The sequence below is a fragment of the Kitasatospora sp. NPDC056273 genome (assembly GCF_042268845.1).
Taxonomy (GTDB): domain Bacteria; phylum Actinomycetota; class Actinomycetes; order Streptomycetales; family Streptomycetaceae; genus Kitasatospora.
The window spans coordinates 1-17,764 of the sequence record NZ_JBHJSJ010000067.1 but is presented as its reverse complement, the minus strand read 5'-3'; the positions used below and the strand labels follow the sequence as shown (position 1 = coordinate 17,764).

Here is a 17,764-nt window from a genome sequence, read left to right as displayed (position 1 = left end):
ATCTTCGATAACCGTTGCGGGTGACCCCTGCCCGCCACGGGTCGAAGCCCGACCCGTTCCCGAAACCCCGACGCCCCCCCCGAAAGAGGACACCCATGTCGCTCGACGTCTCCCCCGCCCTCCTCGCCCAGGCCCAGCAGGGCCGCGTCGACGAGGCCGAGTTCCTCGACACCGTGCGCGCCTCGCTCCCGTACGCCTACCAGGTCGTCGCCGGACTCAGTACCGAACTCGCGGCCGGCGACGCGGAGTTCACCACCGACAACACCACGCCCAGCGACGAGCAGCGCGCCCAGCTGCTGCGCGCCCTCGCCAGCAACGCGATCCGCGGCAGCCTGGAGAACCACTTCGGGGTGAAGCTCGCCTTCGTCAACTGCCACCGGGTCGGCGCCTTCCGCCTCGGCACCGAGGACGGCGCGGCGTACCGCGAGTTCACCTCGCTGCACAACCAGATCCGCAACCAGAGCCCGGAGCTGCGCAGCTGCTGACGGCGACCCGGTGCGGCGGCTCCCACCCGGCCCGACGGGGTGGGAGCCGCCGCCGTACGTGTCGCCGTGTTGCGCACCGTTGCGGGCCGTTGCGGGCCGGTGTCCGGATCGCGCGTCGATCTTGTCGGGCGGCGCGGCGGCTGCGTACGTTCGAAACGCACCACCCGACCGGCCCGCCCCCGGGCCGCCCCTCACCCCGCGGAGCCCACCATGTCGCCGAACCCCCGACCGCTGCGGAAACTCGGCTTCCTGACCATCGGGCTCTTCGACGAGACGGACCCGCGCCGCGGCCACGAGTCCACCCTCGACCTCATCACCCTCGGCGAGCGGCTCGGCTTCGACAGCGCCTGGCTGCGCCACCGCCACCTCCAGTACGGCATCTCCTCCCCGGTCGCCGTGCTCGCCGCCGCCACCCAGCGCACCAGCCGCATCCAGCTCGGCACCGCCGTCACCCCGCTCGGCTGGGAGAACCCGCTGCGGCTCGCCGAGGACCTGGCCACCGTGGACGTGCTCTCCGGCGGGCGGCTCAACCCCGGCTTCAGCGTCGGCCCGCCCACCCACTACGCGCACCTGCGCGACGCGCTCTACCCCGACACCGGCGACCAGGAGGACTTCAGCCCCCGGCGCGCCGAGCGGCTGCTCGCCCTGGTCCGCGGCGAGGACGCCTCCGACTTCGCCGGCACCGAGGGCATCGAGGTGTACTCCCGCCGTGTCCAGCCGCACTCCCCCGGGCTGGCCTCCCGGCTCTGGTACGGCGCCGGCAGCCTGCGCTCGGCCCGCTGGGCCGGCGAGCAGGGGCTCAACCTGCTCACCAGCAGCGTCGTGAAGGCGGAGGGCGACGACGCGGAGCCGCTCGACTTCGCCGCCATCCAGGCCGCCCAGATCCGCGCCTTCCGCGAGCGCCACCCCGACGGCGACCGTGCCAGGGTCTCCCAGGGCCTGGTGGTCATCCCCACCGACAGCGCCACCCCCGAGCAGCGCGCCAAGTACCAGGCCTACGCCCTCGCCCGCGCCCCGCGCACCCTCGCCCCGCAGGGCCCGGCCCGGCTGCTGTTCGCCCCCGACCTGGTCGGGACGACCGAGGAACTCGTCGAGCGGCTGCACGCCCACGCCGGCTACCGCGAGGTCGACGAGGTCGCCTTCGCGCTGCCGTTCACCTTCGAGCACGAGGACTACACGCAGATCCTCACCGACCTGGCCACCCGCCTCGGCCCCGCCCTCGGCTGGACCCCCGGCCAGGACTGACCGACCGCACGACTCCCGGGGGAGCACCATGGACGTCGACACCCTCGACACGACCGGCGGCTACGGCCACCTCGTGAACCGCCGACGGCTCAGAACTCGCTGGTGTCCACGTCCAGTTCGAACGGCTCGGGCAGCCGCACCGGCACCCCGAACGGGTGCGGCCCCTCCACCCTGGTGTAACCGAGCGCACCCGGCTGGGAGAACAGCGTGCACGCCCGCTCCTGCCGGTCCACCAGGAGGTAGAGCGGCGCACCGAACTGGGCGTAGCGGCGGCGCTTCACCGTCCGGTCGGTGTCGGCGTTCGACGGGGACGTGACCTCGACCACGAGGACGGTCTGATCGGGAAGCAACGCACCGGGGTTGTTCACCGCCAGTTTCACCGGCACAAGGGCCAGGTCCGGGATGTAGTAGTTCTCGGTACCGGGCAGGTCGAGGTTGCCCGAGCCTGAACGCAATCCGAGTTCGCGCTGGCGGGGTCCGATCTGCAAGCGGATCAGATCGACGGTGTTCTCATGCTCCCAGGACAGCGACACGGGAGTGATGACTCCCTCAACGATCTCAACGCGTTCACCCGCGATGTACTGAATCGCATACTTGAGGGCTTGCTCCGGGTTCGGCACGTGGCTGTAGTCGCCCGGGCCGATGTGCGCTGTGCTCACGTAGTGCTCTCCTGTCCGGCGCTGGTCTCAACGCTCAGGGGCTGCCCGGCGGAAAGACTACCGGGGTAACACCGCCGCATATGCACGCGCCACCAGACCTACCCGCCAGAACCGGACAACCTCGGGAAGCCGCCGCCCCGAGCCGGATCACCGTCACCAGGCATCAAGTCACCGGTCAGAGCAGGCGCTTGATCTCGCCGCGTGCCCGGTAGAAGCCGCCCGAGGCGGACTCCCGGACCTCGGCGACCAGGTAGCGGGCGCCGGGGATGCGGATGTCCTTGGGGAACTGCACGCGCCAGGACGGGTCGTAGCCCTGCGAGAGCACCCGCACGCGCAGCCGGGTGCCGTCCTGGACGCACTCGACCTCGACCTCGCCGCCGGTCCGGGCGGTGGCCACCGCGACCGTCTCCAGCCCGGCGCCGGCCCGCACCGGCTCCCAGCCCGCGCCCTTGACCTCGGCGGTCTTCGGCAGCGTGCCGTCCTCGGCCGCCCGCACCGCCTGCTCGCCGGCGTCCAGGCAGGCCAGCGAGCCGTCCGTCGTCACCAGGTAGAGCCGCCCCTCCCGGTACTGCATGCTGTACGCCGAGCCGCAGCCGGTGGCGAGCTTCCACAGCCGCGTCCCGTCGGCGGCGAAGCAGTACACCGAGGAGTGGTTGTCCCCCGCGAAGACGTACTCGCCGTCCGGGGAGGCCGCGCAGGAGAACACGCCGGCGTCGCAGCGGTAGGCGGCCACCTCGGCGCCGTCCGACTTGCGCAGCCGGTGCACCCAGCCCTGCCCGGTGCCGGCGAACACCTCGTCGGCCTCCTGCCAGCCGAACAGCACCCCGCCCCGGGTGGGGGTGTACCAGCGCTGGTCGCCGCTGCGGTTGTCGTAGCGGGCGACCCCGCGCGAGTGGCCGTGGTAGACGCCGTCGGCGTCGCAGCGCACCATCCAGCCGGACCGGCCGTCGGCCTGGCGGCGCCACTGGAACTCGTCCTCGTGGTCCACCGTGGTCAGCCCGCCCCGCTCGTCGGCGACGCCGAGCACGCCGTCGTGGATGTCGAGCCAGAAGATGTCCACGTCCTGGGCTATCTCGTACGCCACCCGCGGGATCTTGCCGCCCAGGTCGTACACCTTGCCGTCGTCGCAGCCGGCGTAGATCCACCAGTCGTCCGCGACGATGCACTTCACGCCGTCCGGCAGGCCGTAGCGGGCCGTCACCTCGCCGTCGTGGGTGAGGGTGTAGACGTCGCCGCGCTCGTTGCCGACCCAGGCGTGCTCCTCGCCGACGAAGATCCCGAAGGCGGGCGAGCCGGAGCGGAAGCGCCACAGCAACGGCGCCTGGCGGGCGGTCGAGCGGCTGCTGACGATCTGCCGCCTCGTCACCTCCCGGCGCTGGCGCACGCCCCGGACGGCCGGGGCGTAGCCCTTGCGGACCTTCTCGCCGATCTTCTTCGCCGCCGCCGAGGCCGCCTTCTCCGGGCTCGGGTACGTCGTCGCCTTGCTCTGCCCGGGCTCGCCGATCCGCCCGTACCGTACCGTCACCACCTGGCCGGCGAGCCGCACCTCGTAGAACTTGTGCGCACTCCCCTCGTCCTCGGACAGTTCGAGGTACGTGACCTGCTCTTCCACGGCGACGGACACGGCGCGGTCCCCTTTCGGGCGACGGAGATTTCGGGCAAGGGAAACGGGGGCCGGCGGGACCCGCCCGCCGACACCCCACAAGCTACGACCGGGCACTGACAGTCGGCTCCGGTCACGGGCGGGACCCGTGAGATCAGCCCGGGTCGGCCCGGAGGGCGCAGCCTCCAAGATCCCCGACCTCGTCACCCGCGATCAGCTCTGCGTCTCCTCGCGGCGTCCGACAGCGGCCGCATCGGGCACGACGAGCAGCTTGCCAGTGGTACGCCGAGCCTCCAGATCGCTGTGGGCCTGGGCGGCCTCGGACAGTGCGTAGCGGCCCGTCACGGTGACCTCAAGCGCCTTGGAGCGCACCCACTCGAACACATCGGCGGCCCGTCGGAGCAGTTCGGACCGATCGGCGATGTAGTGCCCGAGGCTGGGCCGGATCAGGGTCAGCGAACCGCCGTGGGCGAGCCGAATCGGATCGAACGGCGGCACGGCACCACTTGCCGCGCCGAAGAGCACGAGATGGCCGCGGGTCCGCAGGCTGGCGAGGCTCGCATCGAAGGTGTGCGCGCCGACGCCGTCGAAGACGACCGGCAGTCCCTGACCGCCGTTGAGCCGCCTCACCTCGGCTGCGAGATCGTCGACCGCGGAGGAGAGGATCACCTCGGCGGCCCCGGCACGCTTCGCCAGCTCGGCCTTCGCCGTGGTCGACGTCGTGCCGATCACCCTGCCGCCGAGATGGGTGATGAGCTGGGTCAGAAGCAGCCCCATGCCACCGGCAGCCGCATGCACGAGAACCGTGTCGCCCCCCTGAACCGGGTAGGCGTCCTTGACGAGATAGTGCGCGGTCATGCCTTGGAGGAGCACGGCGGCGGCTGTCTCGAAGCCGATGTCGTCGGGCAGCGGCACCAGCCGGGAGGAGTCCACGACGGCCCGCTCGGCGTACGCGCCGGGAATCTCCACCCAACCGACCCGGTCCCCGACTGCGACGTCAGCGACGCCGGGTCCGACTTCGACGACCGTTCCGGCGCCCTCGGCGCCCGGGGTGAAGGGCAGCGGGACGCTGTACCGGCCTTCGCGGTGGTAGACGTCGAGGAAGTTGACCCCGGATGCGGCGACCTCCACGACCGCTTGGCCCGGGCCCGGCGTCGGTTGATCGATATCGACCAGTCGCAGCACCTCGGGACCGCCCACTTCGGACATCTGAATCGCTCGCATGACCCCTCCTGAAACGGCAGACTTCCCTCACCGAACTCCACTCGTGGCGATCTTATTTCCGCTCGCGGTGAGGTGCCGTAGCCGTCACGTCCAGGTCAGCGACATGAAGCCGACCGTGCCGCGGCAACTGCCCTGGAGCCCGCGGCTGCGGCCGAGCATCGTTCAGCGTGCCCGCTCAGGAGGTTCGGTGGGCCTGTCGAAGGAGGTGTTCCCGCTCGGAGCGGCTGGTGGTCTGCTCCGCGGCCGCGCGACAGTGCGTGACTGCGGCCTCGTGGTCACCGGCCAGGTCGAGCAGTTGGGCCCGCACCGCCCCGCCCTCCCGCGTCCGGCCGACCGCCCAGGCGGCGGCGTCGCGGGCCACCGCCATGCCGTAGAGGGTGGCCTTGTGCCGTTCCTGACTGCGGCTGGGCACCTTCAGGCCGGCGGTGCCGACCAACGCGCCTCTGCCGCGTGCGGCAGCGGTGTTGTCGAAGGCGCCGATCAGGGTGCCCGGCCCGTCCTGGGCCTCGGCGAGGCGGCGCAGCGTCGCGGCCAGGGGTTTGCCGGCCTCCTCGGTGTGGCTGGAGGTGAAGGCGCTCGGTGTCTCGCGCAGCGCGGCCAGTCGGAAGCGCCGGTACGGTTCGGCGTCGGCGACGCCCAGCGGGCGGAGGGTGATCAGGTCAGCCGAGGCGGACACGGGTGCACCTCGTCACGTACGGGAGGGCGATCTCCTCGCGGTCGGCCAGGTCCGGGTGGGTGGCGAGCAGCTGTTCGACGTCGGCCAGCAGGCGGACCCGCTCGTCCTCGGGCAGCGCGATCACATAGCTGCGCGAGGCGACCATGTCGACGATCCCGGCCCGGGTGGTGACGTGCTCCCAGCGGATCTCCAGCCGCTCGGGCGCTCCGAACGGCGCCGGGAGGGCCGGCCGGGTGTCGATCCGCTGCGGCGTCGAACGGTGCATCAGCACGCCCAGGGCTGCCGCCCACGGCTCGGACTCGTCCCGGACGTTCCACACCAGCGCGAGCGTCCCGCCGGGGGCGAGCACCCGGGCGATCTCCGGCACGGCGGCCGCCTGGTCGAACCAGTGCCAGGCCTGGGCCACCACCACGGCGTCCACGCTGCCGTCCGGCAGCGGGATGCGCTCGGCCGAGCCCGCCCGGACGGCCGCCTTCGGCACGGCCGCGGCCAGCCGGGCCCGCATCCCCTCGTCGGGCTCGACCGCCACCACGTCCAGGCCCGCCTCGACCAGCAGTCCGGTCAACTTGCCCGTCCCGGCGCCCAGGTCGAGCACCCGACGGGCCTCCCGGGGCACCGCCGAGCCGACCAGCGCCCGGGGGTAGCCCGGCCGACCGTGCTGGTACGCGTCCGCCGCCACGCCGAACGACCGCGCCCGCAGCCTGCCGGCCCACCGCCTGGTCGCCCCCTGCCGCGTCATCCCGCAGGCCCGCCCGATCTCCTCCCAGGTCGCCTCCCGCCCGCGCCGCAGTTCCTCCACCAGCTCCGTCCGCCGCTCCTCCAGCGCCTCGATCACCCCCGACAGCCGCCGCAGCCCCTCCACGCCGCCGCCACCGGCCACGTCCTCCGCCACCCGCCGACCAAGATCACCTGTCTCCATGGCCCGGCACTGTACGGAGCTTCGGCGGAGGTCGTCAACAGCTATTGCCTGATGGCGCAACACCTGTTGCCTCCGGCCGCGTCACCGGCCCCGGCCGTGGTGCGGCCGGGGCCCGTCAGCCGCCCGCTGTCACAGCGGCCGGAGGGTGAGCGCGAACTGCGGAAGCGTCAGCAGGAGCAGGGCGGTGCCGGCCTCGATCCAGCGGTACTTCGCGCGGATGATCGCACTGGTACCGGCCAGCGCCGATAACAGCGGACCCGCCGGGTCGTGCCCGGCCCGTTCGAAGGCACGGCGCAGCCGCTCGGAGCCCGCCCCCGGCGCGATGTGCTCGAAGTACCCCGGACCGTCCGCACCACCCCGCCGCCCCTTGCGGTGGCGCGGCACCAGCGCGGAGGCGAAGCAGCCGACGGCCAGCAGGGCGCTGGCCGTGGCGCTCCACCGCAGGAGCGGGACCAGCCAGGCCAGGGAACCGGCGCCGGCACCACCGTCCAAGGGGATGAAGGTGGCGAGCACCGCACCGGTGAACGCCAGGAACACGGCGGCCTTGGTGTCGGCCCGGACGAGTTCCGCGCTGTTGGCCGCCATCAGGCGCTCCATCGCCGACACCGAGGGCGGGCTGGACGCCGCCGTCGGCGCGGTCGGCCGGCGGCTCCTGCCCCTGGGGCGCCCGCGCGGCCCGGCGACCGTGCGCCGCCGCGACGGCTGCCGACGCACACGTATCCGCACACGCGCCGCCCCGGTCACCGCGGGCTCCCGTTCGGCACACCGCCGGACCAGCCGTTGACGTTCGAGTGGAGCTTGACGAAGTCCGGCCCCGGCCCCGGGGGCTGCGGGGGTTGCGAGGGGTACGAGGCGGGCCCGGGGACCTGCCGTCCGAGGGCGACCAAGCGGTCGCGCAGCATCTTGGACAGCTCCTGCTGCTCCTGCCCCGTCAACTTGCCCAGCATGAGCGCCATCTGGTCCTCCCAGGTGGTCTCGCCCCGGAGCAGGTCGCCGTTCTTGACCACCCAGTCCAGGACGTCGCGCACCTCGTCGGGCTTCCTGGCCAGCCAGAGGGCCGCGAGGGCGACCGGTCCCTCCTGCACCTGGCGCCGGCAGAACGCGTACTCCTCCTCGCTCTTGACCGTCCAGTCGAAGGGCACGTCCGTCACGTCCGGTTCCCCGAGGCGCAGTTCATTGCCATGCTCGGAGGCGGAGACGTCCGTGACGCGGTAGCCGAGGCCGTAGTGGGGCAGCACGTACGGAGCCGCGAGGTACTGCACCAACTCGTCGGGGCCCAACCTGGTGCCCGAGGCGGCGAACTGCTCTCTGAGCTGGCGCAATCGGACGTCGAGGTCCTTGCGGACCGGCAGCCCGCCCCGGTTGGTCCGGGTCTGCACGACCCGCGCGGCATCGTGGACCCACCACAGGAAGTGGACCTCCAGCGGTTCCGTGCCGTACGAGGTGCGGAGACGGACCGTTCGCACGCCCGGCCGCTCGTTGAGGTCCACCAGGTACGCCTGGTCGAAACCGCGCAACCCCAGCCGCGCGGCGACCCCGTCCTCCGCCCCCATGCCCGACGGTCGCGGGCGGCCCTTCCCCAGCTGCTGGTAGAGCCCGTGGCGGTCCCCCAGCACCAGGGCGCAGTCGCGCCGACCGGACCAGCGGTGCCGGAGGATCTCCCGCCAGGGGGCACGGGTGGCCTGGGTGTAGACGGGCGGGTCGGTGTCGACGGTCATCGGGGGCCTCCGAAGGCAGGGGCGGAGCGGAACGGCTGCGGCTCGCCACGCCGCCAGGCCTCCAGGGCACGGTGGGCGATGTCGCGGCCGACGAGGTCGGGGTTGTCACTGCTGTCGATCTCGACCAAGAGGCCCAGTTCGCCGGGACGCACGTCTTGTACGAGAGCGATGAGCAACGTCTCCACAGCGGCTCGGCCAGGTTCGTCCCAGACCCCTTGACGGCACCAGCCGAGCAACATAGTGGTCATGGCCTCGCGCATGTTGCTGTTAAGGCATCGCCGCACGAAGGTGATCACGTGCCCCGCGAACTCACCCTCAGTGATGAGCTGTTGATGGAACCAGGACGGGACACGCATCAACTCGAGGAAGACCCTGAAAGCGAGCTGGGCGTCCTGCCCCGGCCGGTTGGTCCACTCCACGAGTTGCCGGAATACGACCTGCTGGTGTCCGACTACGAACAGCTGCCGCAGCGCCCTCCGAACGGCCACGGTGACCGTTCTCTCCTCTCCCTCGCCTCCTCTGAAGCACCGTCGCAGCAAGGTGATCGCGCGTTCTGGTCGAGCCGCCCCGAAGTCCCCGCCACAGGCCTCCGCCACGGTGGATCGGAGCCACGCACTGTTGCGCAGGCTCCATTGGCCCAGCCGGTACTTCACCTGGCTGGCCAGCACCGGATCCTGTGCCGCGATGCCCAGCGCACGGGCGGCCGCACTACGGCTCTGGGCACGGTCCGACTCGGCCAAACCCTCGATGTGCGCCAGCGCATGACGGCCCCCGCTCCAGCCGGCAGCCAATCCCATCACGCGGCCCACGGGGCCGGCCAGTTCGGGCTCTTTGCTGGGCGCCTTGTCCATCCACTCGGTCAACATTTCCGACACGTCGCCGTACTGCCGCCACACATGTCGCAGCACCATCTCCGCCTGCCGATGCCGTTTGAAGCGGACCGGTTCCACCATGTAGGAGAAGGTCGGGGATTCCCTCAGCTCACTGGGCAGGCACTCGGCACGGATGGTCACCAGCAGTTCATCCAACGAGCGTCGGAAAACGAACCGAGGGTTCGACCGAGAAGCCTCGCCTCGTTCGTACCGCCCCTGCTCACCGTCCGCGTCCATGCCGTGCCTCAGCACCGCGTCGAGGCGGCCGTCGGCAAGTCCCAGCAATCGGTCGGTCTCCTGCCGGACGATACGGCGGTCGAGGCCCTCCAGGACACTCGTCACCAGCAGCAACGCCAGCGCGTCCGGGTCCTCGCGGATCTCCTTCAGGAGGTCGGGGACCTCCGTCTCCGCGAGGAAGCTGAGCCGCTGGCCGAGGTCGGCCGGGTCGGGGCCGTCGTCTCCGGACCGGCTCACCTCATCGACGAGTTCGGCGACCTGGGCCGGCATCAGCTCGGGCGCCAGCAGTTCGTCCAGGTCCGCTTCCAGCCGATGGAGCAGCGCCCGGCGTCGTCCCTCGTGGGGCACCACGGCCTCCAGGCGCGCGTCGAAGACCGCACGCGGCGACGGAGGCTTGTAGCGCACCGGGCTCAGGTCCAGATCGCGGGCCACGCCGCGCAGCCGGTCGGCGTCGTCCGGCAGCATGACCACCATGAAGGCGTCGGCGTCCTCCAGCCTCTGGCGCAGCTTGGCGATCGAGGCCGGTCCGAGCCGGACCGTGGGCGAGAGGCCGTGTACCAGGTAGCCGCGTGCCTCGGCGTGCGTCGGCCGCCAGGACGACAGGTCCGAGTCGCTGTCGAGCGCGCGCAGGGCCAGGCTGTTCCCGCTGCTCTCGACCAGCAGGTTGAGGGCGGTGGTCCGGCGCCCGGTGCCGGGTTCACCGGCAAGGAAGAGCAGGCGGGTGCCGAGCGTGCGCAGCGCCTCGGGGAAGCAGTCCGGCCTCGCGAATCCCGCCCGGGCGGCGAGGACCTCCATCCCGGAGATGGGGCCGTCCTGCGCCTCCACCCGATCGCCGCCACCGGGGGCGGCCCCGGCGGCGCCGTTCTCGACGCGCTGGTCCCCGTGCACGGAGCCGGTGTTGATGTTGCCACCCGGCGCGTAGATGAACGGGCGGTCCGATCCCCACGCGGCGAACCGGTCCGTGAAATCGCCTTCGAGGTCGTCGGGGTCGAGGTCGGGGTCGAGGCCTCGGTCGTAGTCCCGGTCACGGTCGCCCGGTGCGCCGGACGGCCCCTCGATGGCCGGGCGCTCGTCGGGGTTCACCGGCGGTGCTCGTTCTTGTCGCCGTGGACGATGTCGCCCAGGTTGCCGTTGACCGTCCCCACCTTGTGCCCCTCCACGCGGTCGCCGCCGTAGGAGTCACCGCGCACGTTGGTGACGGTCTGACTGCCGTGCACCGTGCCGGCGTTCAGGTTGCTGCCGTTGCCCCGCTGGTTCACCGCCGTGCGCGGCGCGCGGCGCTGCTCCGTGCTCCCGTCCGCTGTCCGCTTCGCCCGTCCTTCCTGCTCCTCCACCACCGCGTCGCCGAGGATCCTGCGGTCGTACAGGTTCCCGGACGGCGTGGGCACGTACAGCCATGCCCGCTGGTCGAAGCGCTTGCCCTCGACGGTGGCCGGCACCTCGATGAAGTGGTCGGGGTGGCGCCCGGTGAAGCCGCCGGCCACCGCGTCCTGGTAGCAGCGGTCGGACAGGATGGCGGCGACCTGGGTGATGCTCTCGTTGGAGGCGGCCAGCATGGCCTTCACCGGACGGGAGTCGAGCAGCCGGTGGGTGTCGTTGCGCGGGGTGCCGTTACCGTCGAACTCGCCGCCGTCGTCCGGGAGCGGGCCGATGTTGAGGCTGACCCGCAGCCGGATGCGCACCGTCCCGACCGAGTGCACGTTGAACTCGGTGAGCACCTCCTGGAGGGTGTTCAGCCAGGGGTGGATCAGGAAGGGCATCCAGGCCGGGTCGAAGCCGAACACGTACCCGTCGCCGGTCGAGTTGGGGAAGCGCCGGTCCTTCCAGACCTCGCCCAGTCCGGCCCGCTCGAAGGACAGTCGGAGCAACTGCGGCACGTTCGCGCTGATGGTGCCGTGCTCGATCGCCGGGTACCCGGTGAAGTCCTTGGCGTCGACGGCGACGATGCCCCGGTACGGAGGGAGGTGCCGGCTGCGGCTGTACGGCAGGGCGCTGGCCTCGGGCATCGGCTGGTCGAACTCCGTCATTCTCTGCTCCTTGTCGTTCCCGTGCTGACCTTGCGCCACCAAGCTTCGCGATCCGGCGTCGCACGGTGTGCTCGCTCGGTGCGGTACGCGAGTGACGGATGTCACATCCGAGGCCGCGCGGGTCAAAGGAGTGCTGGGACGGAGCGTCAGTCGCGTGGAACGTCAGCCGCGCGGCGGAGTGCGGGGAGGTCGTCGAGGGCGATGGACTTGCGGCCGGCTTCGACGCGGTGGGCGGCCAGGGCGGTGAGGCCCGCGGTGACGGTGTTCCGGGAGACGCCGAGGTGCTGGGCCAGTTCGTCTCGGGTCAGGGCGAGTTCGATCCGGCGGCCGGCCGTCGGCGCGGGGCCCGTGGAGAGGTCGGCCAGGGCGACCAGGGCGGCCGCCAGCCGGGGGACGACGTCGCCGCCGATCCGGGCCAGGTCGGATTCCCGCAGCCGGCCCATCGCGTAGCGGACCATCACGGGGAACAGCCCCCGCTCGGCGACGAAGCGCAGGAAGGCCTCCTTGGTGAGGACCGCGACCGTGCAGTCCGAGATCGCCTGGACGCTCGCGGAGCGGACGCCGTCGTCCAGGACGGCCACCTCGCCGAGGAGTTCGCCCGGGCCGCGGAAGGCCAGCAGCCGGACGTCCCCGTTGCGTTCCCGTCGGCTGACCTTGGCCACGCCGGTCCGCAGGGCGAGGACGTGGGTGCCCGGTTCGCCCTGGCGCAGCAGGGTGGCGCCGATCGGGTGCCGGCGCTCGAAGGCCTCCTCCAGCATGCCCGCCCACACCGCGTCGCCCATGAGGTGGCGCAGGGTCCGGCCCAGCGCGGCCGGTGTGCGGCTGTCGTGATCGTTCATGCGACGACCCTAGGAGGGGCGGCGCACCGCACGCAGCGGAATCGGGCTCGCGCGGTGCGGCTCGCCGGGCCCGGCTGCGGTTCCCCTTCCGGGTGATTGCCGCGCCTCCGGTTGACCGGAGTCACCGCGCTTAGCACGAACTCGGCGCGATACGCGGGGACTTGGCGCGGAAACCCTTCGCATGAGCGAATCCGGCGCGGGTCGGCGGCGCGCGGGCGGCGCGACGAGAAGCCTGGTGGGTGGGCGGTGGCCGCTCCGGTTGCGACTGGCGTGCGAAATGTCGGGACTGTCCGGCAGATTGCCACAAGTCGGTTGCGGGACGGTATTTTTGACTTTCGGTCAGGATGTCCTGAACTTGGCTATGCTGCACCACCACGCCTCCGGAGCCGCTCCCCCCGCTTTTGTCCGTACTGTTCCGATCGTTTGAGGATGCTGAATGCTTCGAGCTGGATCGTCACCCGCCAGACGGCGCCGAGCGCCCCTGCTCGGCTGGTTGTTGCCGACGGCCGTGATGGCGGCGGCCGTGGCGGTCGCCGCGGTGGCGGTGTCCGCCGGGGCCCGGGCCGGGGTGCTGTGGTGCGGGGCGACGGGCACCGTGCTGGTGGCCGTGGTGGCCGCCGAGTCGGCCCGCCGGGGGCGGGCCCTGAGCGAGTCCCGTGACCTGCACGCCCGGCAGGTGGAGGAGTGGCAACGCAGGTTGGCCGGGCAGGAGGACGAGCTGGACCGGCTCGCCCGGGTGGAGATGCGCAGGGTGGTCGCCGGGGCCCGGTACGGGTACTCCTTCGACGTCCTGACCCGCCCGTTCGAGGAGAGCGAGGCTCCCGTCTCGCCACGGTTCCGCCGCTCCCTGGTGGCCGTCACCGAGGCCGTCGCCAAGGCCGTCGACGACGAGGTCAGCCGGCGCGACTCGGCCGAGCGGGCCTTCGTCAACATCGCCCGCCGGGTCCAGGCCATCATCCACCGGCAGGCCAAGGACCTGCGGGAGATGGAGGACCGGCACGGCAACGACCCGGCGGTCTTCGACGACCTGCTGCGCCTGGACCACGGCAACGCGCTGAGCGGCCGCCTGGCCGACAGCATCGCCGTCCTGTCCGGCGCCCGCCCCGGCCGCCAGTGGACCCGTCCGATCGCGCTCTACAGCGTGCTGCGCGGCGGCATGTCCCGGATCCTGGAGTACCAGCGGGTGGACCTGCACCCGGTGGCCCAGATCTCCGTCACCGGGCCGGCCGTCGAGCCGCTGATCCACGCCGTCGCCGAGCTGCTCGACAACGCCACCCGCTACTCCCCGCCGCACACCCACGTGCACCTGAGCGCCTCCGAGGTGCAGAGCGGGATGGCGATCGAGATCGAGGACGGCGGCCTCGGCCTCACCGACGAGGCCCGGTTCCGCGCCGAGCGCTCGATCCGCGAGGCGATGGTCTCCAAGGACTTCGACGACCTCACCGAGTCCCCCCGGCTGGGCTTCGCCATCGTCGGCCGGCTGTGCCAGGCGTACGGCTTCCAGATCTCGCTGCGCCGCTCCGCGTACGGCGGCGTGCGGGCGGTGCTGGTCGTGCCGCAGGAGCTGCTCACCACCGCGCCGCCGACCGGGCGGGCACACGGCATCGGCGCCTTCTCCGGCCCCCGCCCGCTGCCCGCGAACCCGCCCCGGCACGCGGCCGCGGGCCGCCCCTGGGGCACCCGGACGACCTCGGCCGGCGTCGGGCCGTCCTACGGCTCGACCAACCCGTGGGGGCCCTCCGGCCCGGGCGCCGGGGACGACGAGGTGATCGTGACCGAGTGGACGCCCAACGGCCTGCCGCAGCGCCGGCGGAGCCGTCCGATGATGCCCCGGGGCAGCTTCGGCGCTGCCGCGCGCCCCGCCCAGCGCGGCACCGCGCAGCCCGGCGGGCCGACGGCGCAGCCGCCCGGTCCGCTGGCCGGCCCGCCGGCCCAGGCGTCGCGCCCCGCCAAGGAGCCGAAGCAGCCGGGCCTGTGGCTGGAGGCGTTCATGGACGGCATCAAGGGGACCGGGCCGAGCCCGTCCGGACCTGCGGGCGCCGGGCGCGCCACGGACGCCGAACAGACCGGTGCCGGACGAACGGACGCCGGGCAGACGGACGCCGGGCAGTCGGGTGCCGGACGCACCAGCGCCGCACACACCAGTGAAGAGACGGCAGGGAAAGGCGAGCAGTGATTCCGCACCGCAGCAACATGGACTGGATCCTCAACGACCTCGCGCACAGCGTCCCGTGCGTGCGCCACGTCATCGTGCTGTCCGCCGACGGCCTGCGGATCGCCCAGTACGGCACCGACCCGGACACCGCCGACCGCCTCGCCGCCGCCTGTGCCGGGCTGCAGAGCCTGGCCGGCGCGATCGGCCACGAGTTCCCGCACGGCGACGGCTCGATGCGGCTGGTGGTGATCGAGGTGGACGGCGGCTACTTCTACCTGATGGCCGCCGGTGACCGCGCCTACCTCGCGGTGCTCGCCGACGAGGGCGTGGACGCCGGGCTGGTGAGCCACCAGATGCGCGACCTGGTCGCCCGGATCGGCGAGCACCTGTCCACGCCGCCGCGCAACCCCGAGGCGGTCGCGTGAACCGCCACCCGTCCCGCCCTGCCGCGCCGAGCTCCGGCGGCGGGACGGGCACATGAACGAGCACAGTGAGGCGGTGGCATGACGGCCGCGCAGGGCGGCTGGGACGGCCCCGAGCCCGACCGGCTGTACGTCATCACCCGGGGCCGCAGCGGCCCGTCGGGGCCGGGGGTCTTCGACCTGGTCACCCTGATCGTCTCCCGCGCGGAGCCGACCCCCGCCCACCAGCCGGAGCACGCCGCGATCCTGCGGCTGTGCCGCTCCCCGCTCTCGGTCGCGGAGGTCTCCGCCTACCTGGAGCTCCCCGTCAGCGTGGTCACCGTGCTGCTGGCGGACCTGCTCGACGACGGGCTGATCGAGGCCCGCAGCGCCGCCGTGCCCGCGGCGGAACTCCCCGACCGTGCCCTGTTGGAGGCGGTGATCCATGGACTTCAGCGGCTCTGACACGGTGGTCGGGCCGGCCGGGGCGGACCTGCTGCCGGACTCCGTCACCACGGCGGTCAAGGTGGTGGTGGTCGGCGGCTTCGGCGTCGGCAAGACGACGCTGGTCAGCGCGGTCAGCGAGATCCGCCCGCTGACCACCGAGGAGACCATGACCCAGGCCGGGGTCGGGGTGGACGACCCGACCGGCGTCGAGCAGAAGACCTCCACCACCGTGGCCATGGACTTCGGCCGGATCAGCATCAGCGACCGGCTCGTGCTGTACGTCTTCGGCACCCCCGGGCAGGAGCGGTTCTGGTTCCTCTGGAACGGCCTGTTCGAGGGCGCCCTGGGCGCGGTGGTCCTGGTGGACACCCGGCGGCTGGAGGTCAGCTTCGAGGTGATCGGGCGGCTGGAGGAGCGCGGTGTGCCCTTCGTGGTGGCCGTCAACAGCTTCCCGGAGGCCCCGGCCGTTCCGCTCGACGAGCTGCGGAGCGCGCTGGACCTGCCGTCCGAGGTGCCGATCGTCAGCTGCGACGCGCGCAGCCGGGAGTCCAGCCGGGACACCCTGATGACCCTGATGCACTACCTGTACGAGCTGGCCGTCCCGGCCACCGGCTGAGCCGACACCCGCGCCGGCTCAGCCGGCCACCCACCGTCCGCCCGAGCCCGTCCGCTCGTCACCGAACCCCACCCGCGACCGGAGACCCCGTGACCACCCCGATCCCCGAACCCGCCGGCCCCGAACCCGTCGGCTCCGCGCCGGCCACCGCCCCGCCGCCCGGCTGCCCGGCCCACGCGGGCGGCGGCATCGCCCCGACCGGCCCCGGCGGCCTGCGCCGCCTGTACGGCCCGGAGGCCGAGGCCGACCCGACGGTCCTGTACGACAAGCTGCGCGCCGAGCACGGCGAGGTCGCCCCGGTGCTGCTGCACGGCGACCACCCGGCCTGGCTGGTACTCGGACACGGCACCAACATCACCGTGATGCGCACCCCCACGCTGTTCTCCCGGGACTCGCGCCTGTGGAACGCCTTCCGCAACAACGAGGTCCCGCCCGACTCCCCGCTGCTGCCGGTGGTCGCCTGGCAGCCGATCTGCGTGTTCGCCGACGGCGACGAGCACCGCCGGCTGCGCGGGGCCCTGCTGGACGGCCTGAACGGCTTCGACCGGCGCGGCATCCGCCGCCACGTCCGCCGCTTCACCACCGACCTGGTCCAGGTGGTCGGGCCGACCGGCCAGGCCGAGCTGATCTCCCAGTTCGCCGAGCACCTGCCCATGCTGGTGATGACCAAGCTGCTCGGCATGCCGGACGAGTACGGGCCGCAGCTGGTGACCGCCGCCCGGGACCTGATGAAGGGCACCGAGACGGCGATCGCCAGCAACGAGTACGTGGTCGCCGGTCTGCGCCGGACCATCGCCCTCAAGCGCGAGCACCCCGGCGACGACCTGACCAGCCGTCTGCTGGCGCACCCGGCCGGGCTGACCGAGGACGAGGTGATGGAGCACCTGCGGGTGGTGCTGCTCGCCGCGAACGAGACGACCGTCAACCTGATCGCCGACTCGCTGAAGATGGTGCTCACCGACCCGCGCTTCCGGGCCCACCTCTCCGGCGGCCAGATGACCCTGGGCGAGGCGCTGGACCAGGTGCTCTGGGACTCCCCGCCGATGTCCCTGGTGGCCGGCCGCTGGGCGACCGCCGACACCGAGCTGGGCGGCCAGCAGATCCGGGCCGGGGACCTGCTGCTGCTCGGGCTCGCGGCGGCCAACGTCGACCCGGTGGTCCGCCCCGACCTGGCGGCCCCGCTGTACGGCAACCGCTCCCACCTGTCCTTCGGCGCCGGGCCGCACGAGTGCCCCGGCCAGGACATCGGGCGGCACGTCGCCGAGGCCGGGATCGACATCCTGCTCACCCTGCTGCCGGACGTCCGGCTCGCGGTGCCCGAGGAGGAGCTGGTCTGGAGCTCGGCCTGGATCTCCCGGCACCTGACGGCGCTGCCGGTGGAGTTCACCGCCCGCGACATCGAGCCGGACCCGCTCTCGGTGGCGGAGGCGGAGCTGGCGGAGGCCGACGCGAAGGCGGAGGCGGAGACAGGGGTGGAGACAGGGGCAGGGGCGGAACAGGCGAAGGCGGCGCCGGAGCGGGGCGTCCCGGCGGCCCCGACGATCCCGGCGCAGCGCCGCGGCTGGTGGGACGTGCTCACCGGCCTGTTCCGGCGCTGACCGGCACCGCCACTGACCGACACCGGCGCCGGTGTCGGTCAGT

At 72.7% G+C, this 17,764-nt stretch carries 17 protein-coding genes; 7 read left to right on the top strand and 10 right to left on the bottom strand.

Features of this window, described 5'->3' with window-relative positions; all coding sequences use genetic code 11:
• Positions 1-95: 95 nt before the first annotated feature.
• Complete coding sequence (locus ACFCY1_RS36305; protein ID WP_375877300.1) at positions 96-485, top strand: SCO5389 family protein; 390 nt, start codon at positions 96-98, stop codon at positions 483-485.
• Positions 486-695: 210 nt separating this feature from the next.
• Positions 696-1,730, top strand: a complete 1,035-nt coding sequence (locus ACFCY1_RS36300) for an LLM class flavin-dependent oxidoreductase (protein WP_049650244.1) — start codon at positions 696-698, stop codon at positions 1,728-1,730.
• An 89-nt stretch (positions 1,731-1,819) separates the two neighbouring features.
• Here the strand turns inward: ACFCY1_RS36300 and ACFCY1_RS36295 are convergent, their stop codons facing one another.
• The 10 genes from ACFCY1_RS36295 to ACFCY1_RS36250 form a co-directional block, all read right to left on the bottom strand.
• Positions 1,820-2,389 carry a Uma2 family endonuclease gene (locus tag ACFCY1_RS36295; protein WP_375877299.1) on the bottom strand — a complete coding sequence of 190 codons (570 nt, stop codon included), beginning with the start codon at positions 2,387-2,389 and terminating at the stop codon, positions 1,820-1,822.
• Between the two features lie 175 nt (positions 2,390-2,564).
• Positions 2,565-4,013, bottom strand: a complete 1,449-nt coding sequence (locus ACFCY1_RS36290; RefSeq protein WP_375877298.1) for a WGR domain-containing protein — start codon at positions 4,011-4,013, stop codon at positions 2,565-2,567.
• Between the two features lie 192 nt (positions 4,014-4,205).
• Complete coding sequence (locus ACFCY1_RS36285) at positions 4,206-5,216, bottom strand: quinone oxidoreductase (RefSeq protein ID WP_375877297.1); 1,011 nt, start codon at positions 5,214-5,216, stop codon at positions 4,206-4,208.
• 175 nt (positions 5,217-5,391) lie between these two features.
• Complete coding sequence (locus ACFCY1_RS36280; protein ID WP_375877296.1) at positions 5,392-5,892, bottom strand: hypothetical protein; 501 nt, start codon at positions 5,890-5,892, stop codon at positions 5,392-5,394.
• Positions 5,876-6,811, bottom strand: a complete 936-nt coding sequence (locus tag ACFCY1_RS36275; protein ID WP_375877295.1) for a class I SAM-dependent methyltransferase — start codon at positions 6,809-6,811, stop codon at positions 5,876-5,878. The genes ACFCY1_RS36280 and ACFCY1_RS36275 overlap by 17 nt, the downstream gene beginning before the upstream one ends.
• A 129-nt stretch (positions 6,812-6,940) precedes the next feature.
• Complete coding sequence (locus ACFCY1_RS36270; RefSeq protein ID WP_375877294.1) at positions 6,941-7,396, bottom strand: Pycsar system effector family protein; 456 nt, start codon at positions 7,394-7,396, stop codon at positions 6,941-6,943.
• Between the two features lie 155 nt (positions 7,397-7,551).
• The gene (locus tag ACFCY1_RS36265; RefSeq protein ID WP_053111989.1) at positions 7,552-8,529 is read right to left on the bottom strand and encodes a hypothetical protein; all 978 of its coding nucleotides are present in this window, start codon (positions 8,527-8,529) and stop codon (positions 7,552-7,554) included.
• On the bottom strand, positions 8,526-10,721 hold the full coding sequence (locus ACFCY1_RS36260; RefSeq protein WP_375877293.1) for a hypothetical protein: 2,196 nt from the start codon (positions 10,719-10,721) through the stop codon (positions 8,526-8,528). Before ACFCY1_RS36260 ends, ACFCY1_RS36265 begins: the two co-directional genes overlap by 4 nt.
• Positions 10,718-11,665, bottom strand: a complete 948-nt coding sequence (locus tag ACFCY1_RS36255; protein ID WP_375877292.1) for a hypothetical protein — start codon at positions 11,663-11,665, stop codon at positions 10,718-10,720. The genes ACFCY1_RS36260 and ACFCY1_RS36255 overlap by 4 nt, the downstream gene beginning before the upstream one ends.
• A gap of 146 nt (positions 11,666-11,811) precedes the next feature.
• The gene (locus tag ACFCY1_RS36250; RefSeq protein WP_375877291.1) at positions 11,812-12,504 is read right to left on the bottom strand and encodes a Crp/Fnr family transcriptional regulator; all 693 of its coding nucleotides are present in this window, start codon (positions 12,502-12,504) and stop codon (positions 11,812-11,814) included.
• 493 nt (positions 12,505-12,997) lie between these two features.
• Here ACFCY1_RS36250 and ACFCY1_RS36245 point away from each other — a divergent pair, with 493 nt between their 5' ends.
• The 5 genes from ACFCY1_RS36245 to ACFCY1_RS36225 all read left to right on the top strand — a co-directional run bounded on the left by ACFCY1_RS36245 (position 12,998) and on the right by ACFCY1_RS36225 (position 17,721).
• Complete coding sequence (locus tag ACFCY1_RS36245; RefSeq protein ID WP_375877290.1) at positions 12,998-14,680, top strand: ATP-binding protein; 1,683 nt, start codon at positions 12,998-13,000, stop codon at positions 14,678-14,680.
• 17 nt (positions 14,681-14,697) lie between these two features.
• Positions 14,698-15,084, top strand: a complete 387-nt coding sequence (locus ACFCY1_RS36240; protein ID WP_181970384.1) for a roadblock/LC7 domain-containing protein — start codon at positions 14,698-14,700, stop codon at positions 15,082-15,084.
• Between the two features lie 78 nt (positions 15,085-15,162).
• Positions 15,163-15,525 (top strand): DUF742 domain-containing protein, encoded by a 363-nt coding sequence (locus tag ACFCY1_RS36235; protein ID WP_049660856.1) that lies wholly within the window; start codon positions 15,163-15,165, stop codon positions 15,523-15,525.
• A complete protein-coding gene (locus ACFCY1_RS36230; protein ID WP_375877289.1) occupies positions 15,506-16,123 on the top strand; it encodes an ATP/GTP-binding protein in 618 nt (205 codons plus the stop codon). Before ACFCY1_RS36235 ends, ACFCY1_RS36230 begins: the two co-directional genes overlap by 20 nt.
• Before the next feature lie 89 nt (positions 16,124-16,212).
• Positions 16,213-17,721: a cytochrome P450 gene (locus tag ACFCY1_RS36225; RefSeq protein WP_375877288.1), complete on the top strand. Its 1,509-nt coding sequence runs from the start codon at positions 16,213-16,215 to the stop codon at positions 17,719-17,721.
• Positions 17,722-17,764 lie beyond the last annotated feature (43 nt).

Excerpts from the sequence above, each read along its gene's own strand:
- ACFCY1_RS36305 (WP_375877300.1), top strand. The coding sequence starts at position 96 with ATGTCGCTCGACGTCTCCCCCGCCCTCCTCGCCCAGGCCCAGCAGGGC.
- ACFCY1_RS36300 (WP_049650244.1), top strand. The coding sequence starts at position 696 with ATGTCGCCGAACCCCCGACCGCTGCGGAAACTCGGCTTCCTGACCATC.
- ACFCY1_RS36285 (WP_375877297.1), bottom strand. The coding sequence starts at position 5,216 with ATGCGAGCGATTCAGATGTCCGAAGTGGGCGGTCCCGAGGTGCTGCGA.
- ACFCY1_RS36275 (WP_375877295.1), bottom strand. The coding sequence starts at position 6,811 with ATGGAGACAGGTGATCTTGGTCGGCGGGTGGCGGAGGACGTGGCCGGT.
- ACFCY1_RS36270 (WP_375877294.1), bottom strand. The coding sequence starts at position 7,396 with ATGGCGGCCAACAGCGCGGAACTCGTCCGGGCCGACACCAAGGCCGCC.
- ACFCY1_RS36265 (WP_053111989.1), bottom strand. The coding sequence starts at position 8,529 with ATGACCGTCGACACCGACCCGCCCGTCTACACCCAGGCCACCCGTGCC.
- ACFCY1_RS36255 (WP_375877292.1), bottom strand. The coding sequence starts at position 11,665 with ATGACGGAGTTCGACCAGCCGATGCCCGAGGCCAGCGCCCTGCCGTAC.
- ACFCY1_RS36250 (WP_375877291.1), bottom strand. The coding sequence starts at position 12,504 with ATGAACGATCACGACAGCCGCACACCGGCCGCGCTGGGCCGGACCCTG.
- ACFCY1_RS36240 (WP_181970384.1), top strand. The coding sequence starts at position 14,698 with ATGGACTGGATCCTCAACGACCTCGCGCACAGCGTCCCGTGCGTGCGC.
- ACFCY1_RS36235 (WP_049660856.1), top strand. The coding sequence starts at position 15,163 with ATGACGGCCGCGCAGGGCGGCTGGGACGGCCCCGAGCCCGACCGGCTG.
- ACFCY1_RS36230 (WP_375877289.1), top strand. The coding sequence starts at position 15,506 with ATGGACTTCAGCGGCTCTGACACGGTGGTCGGGCCGGCCGGGGCGGAC.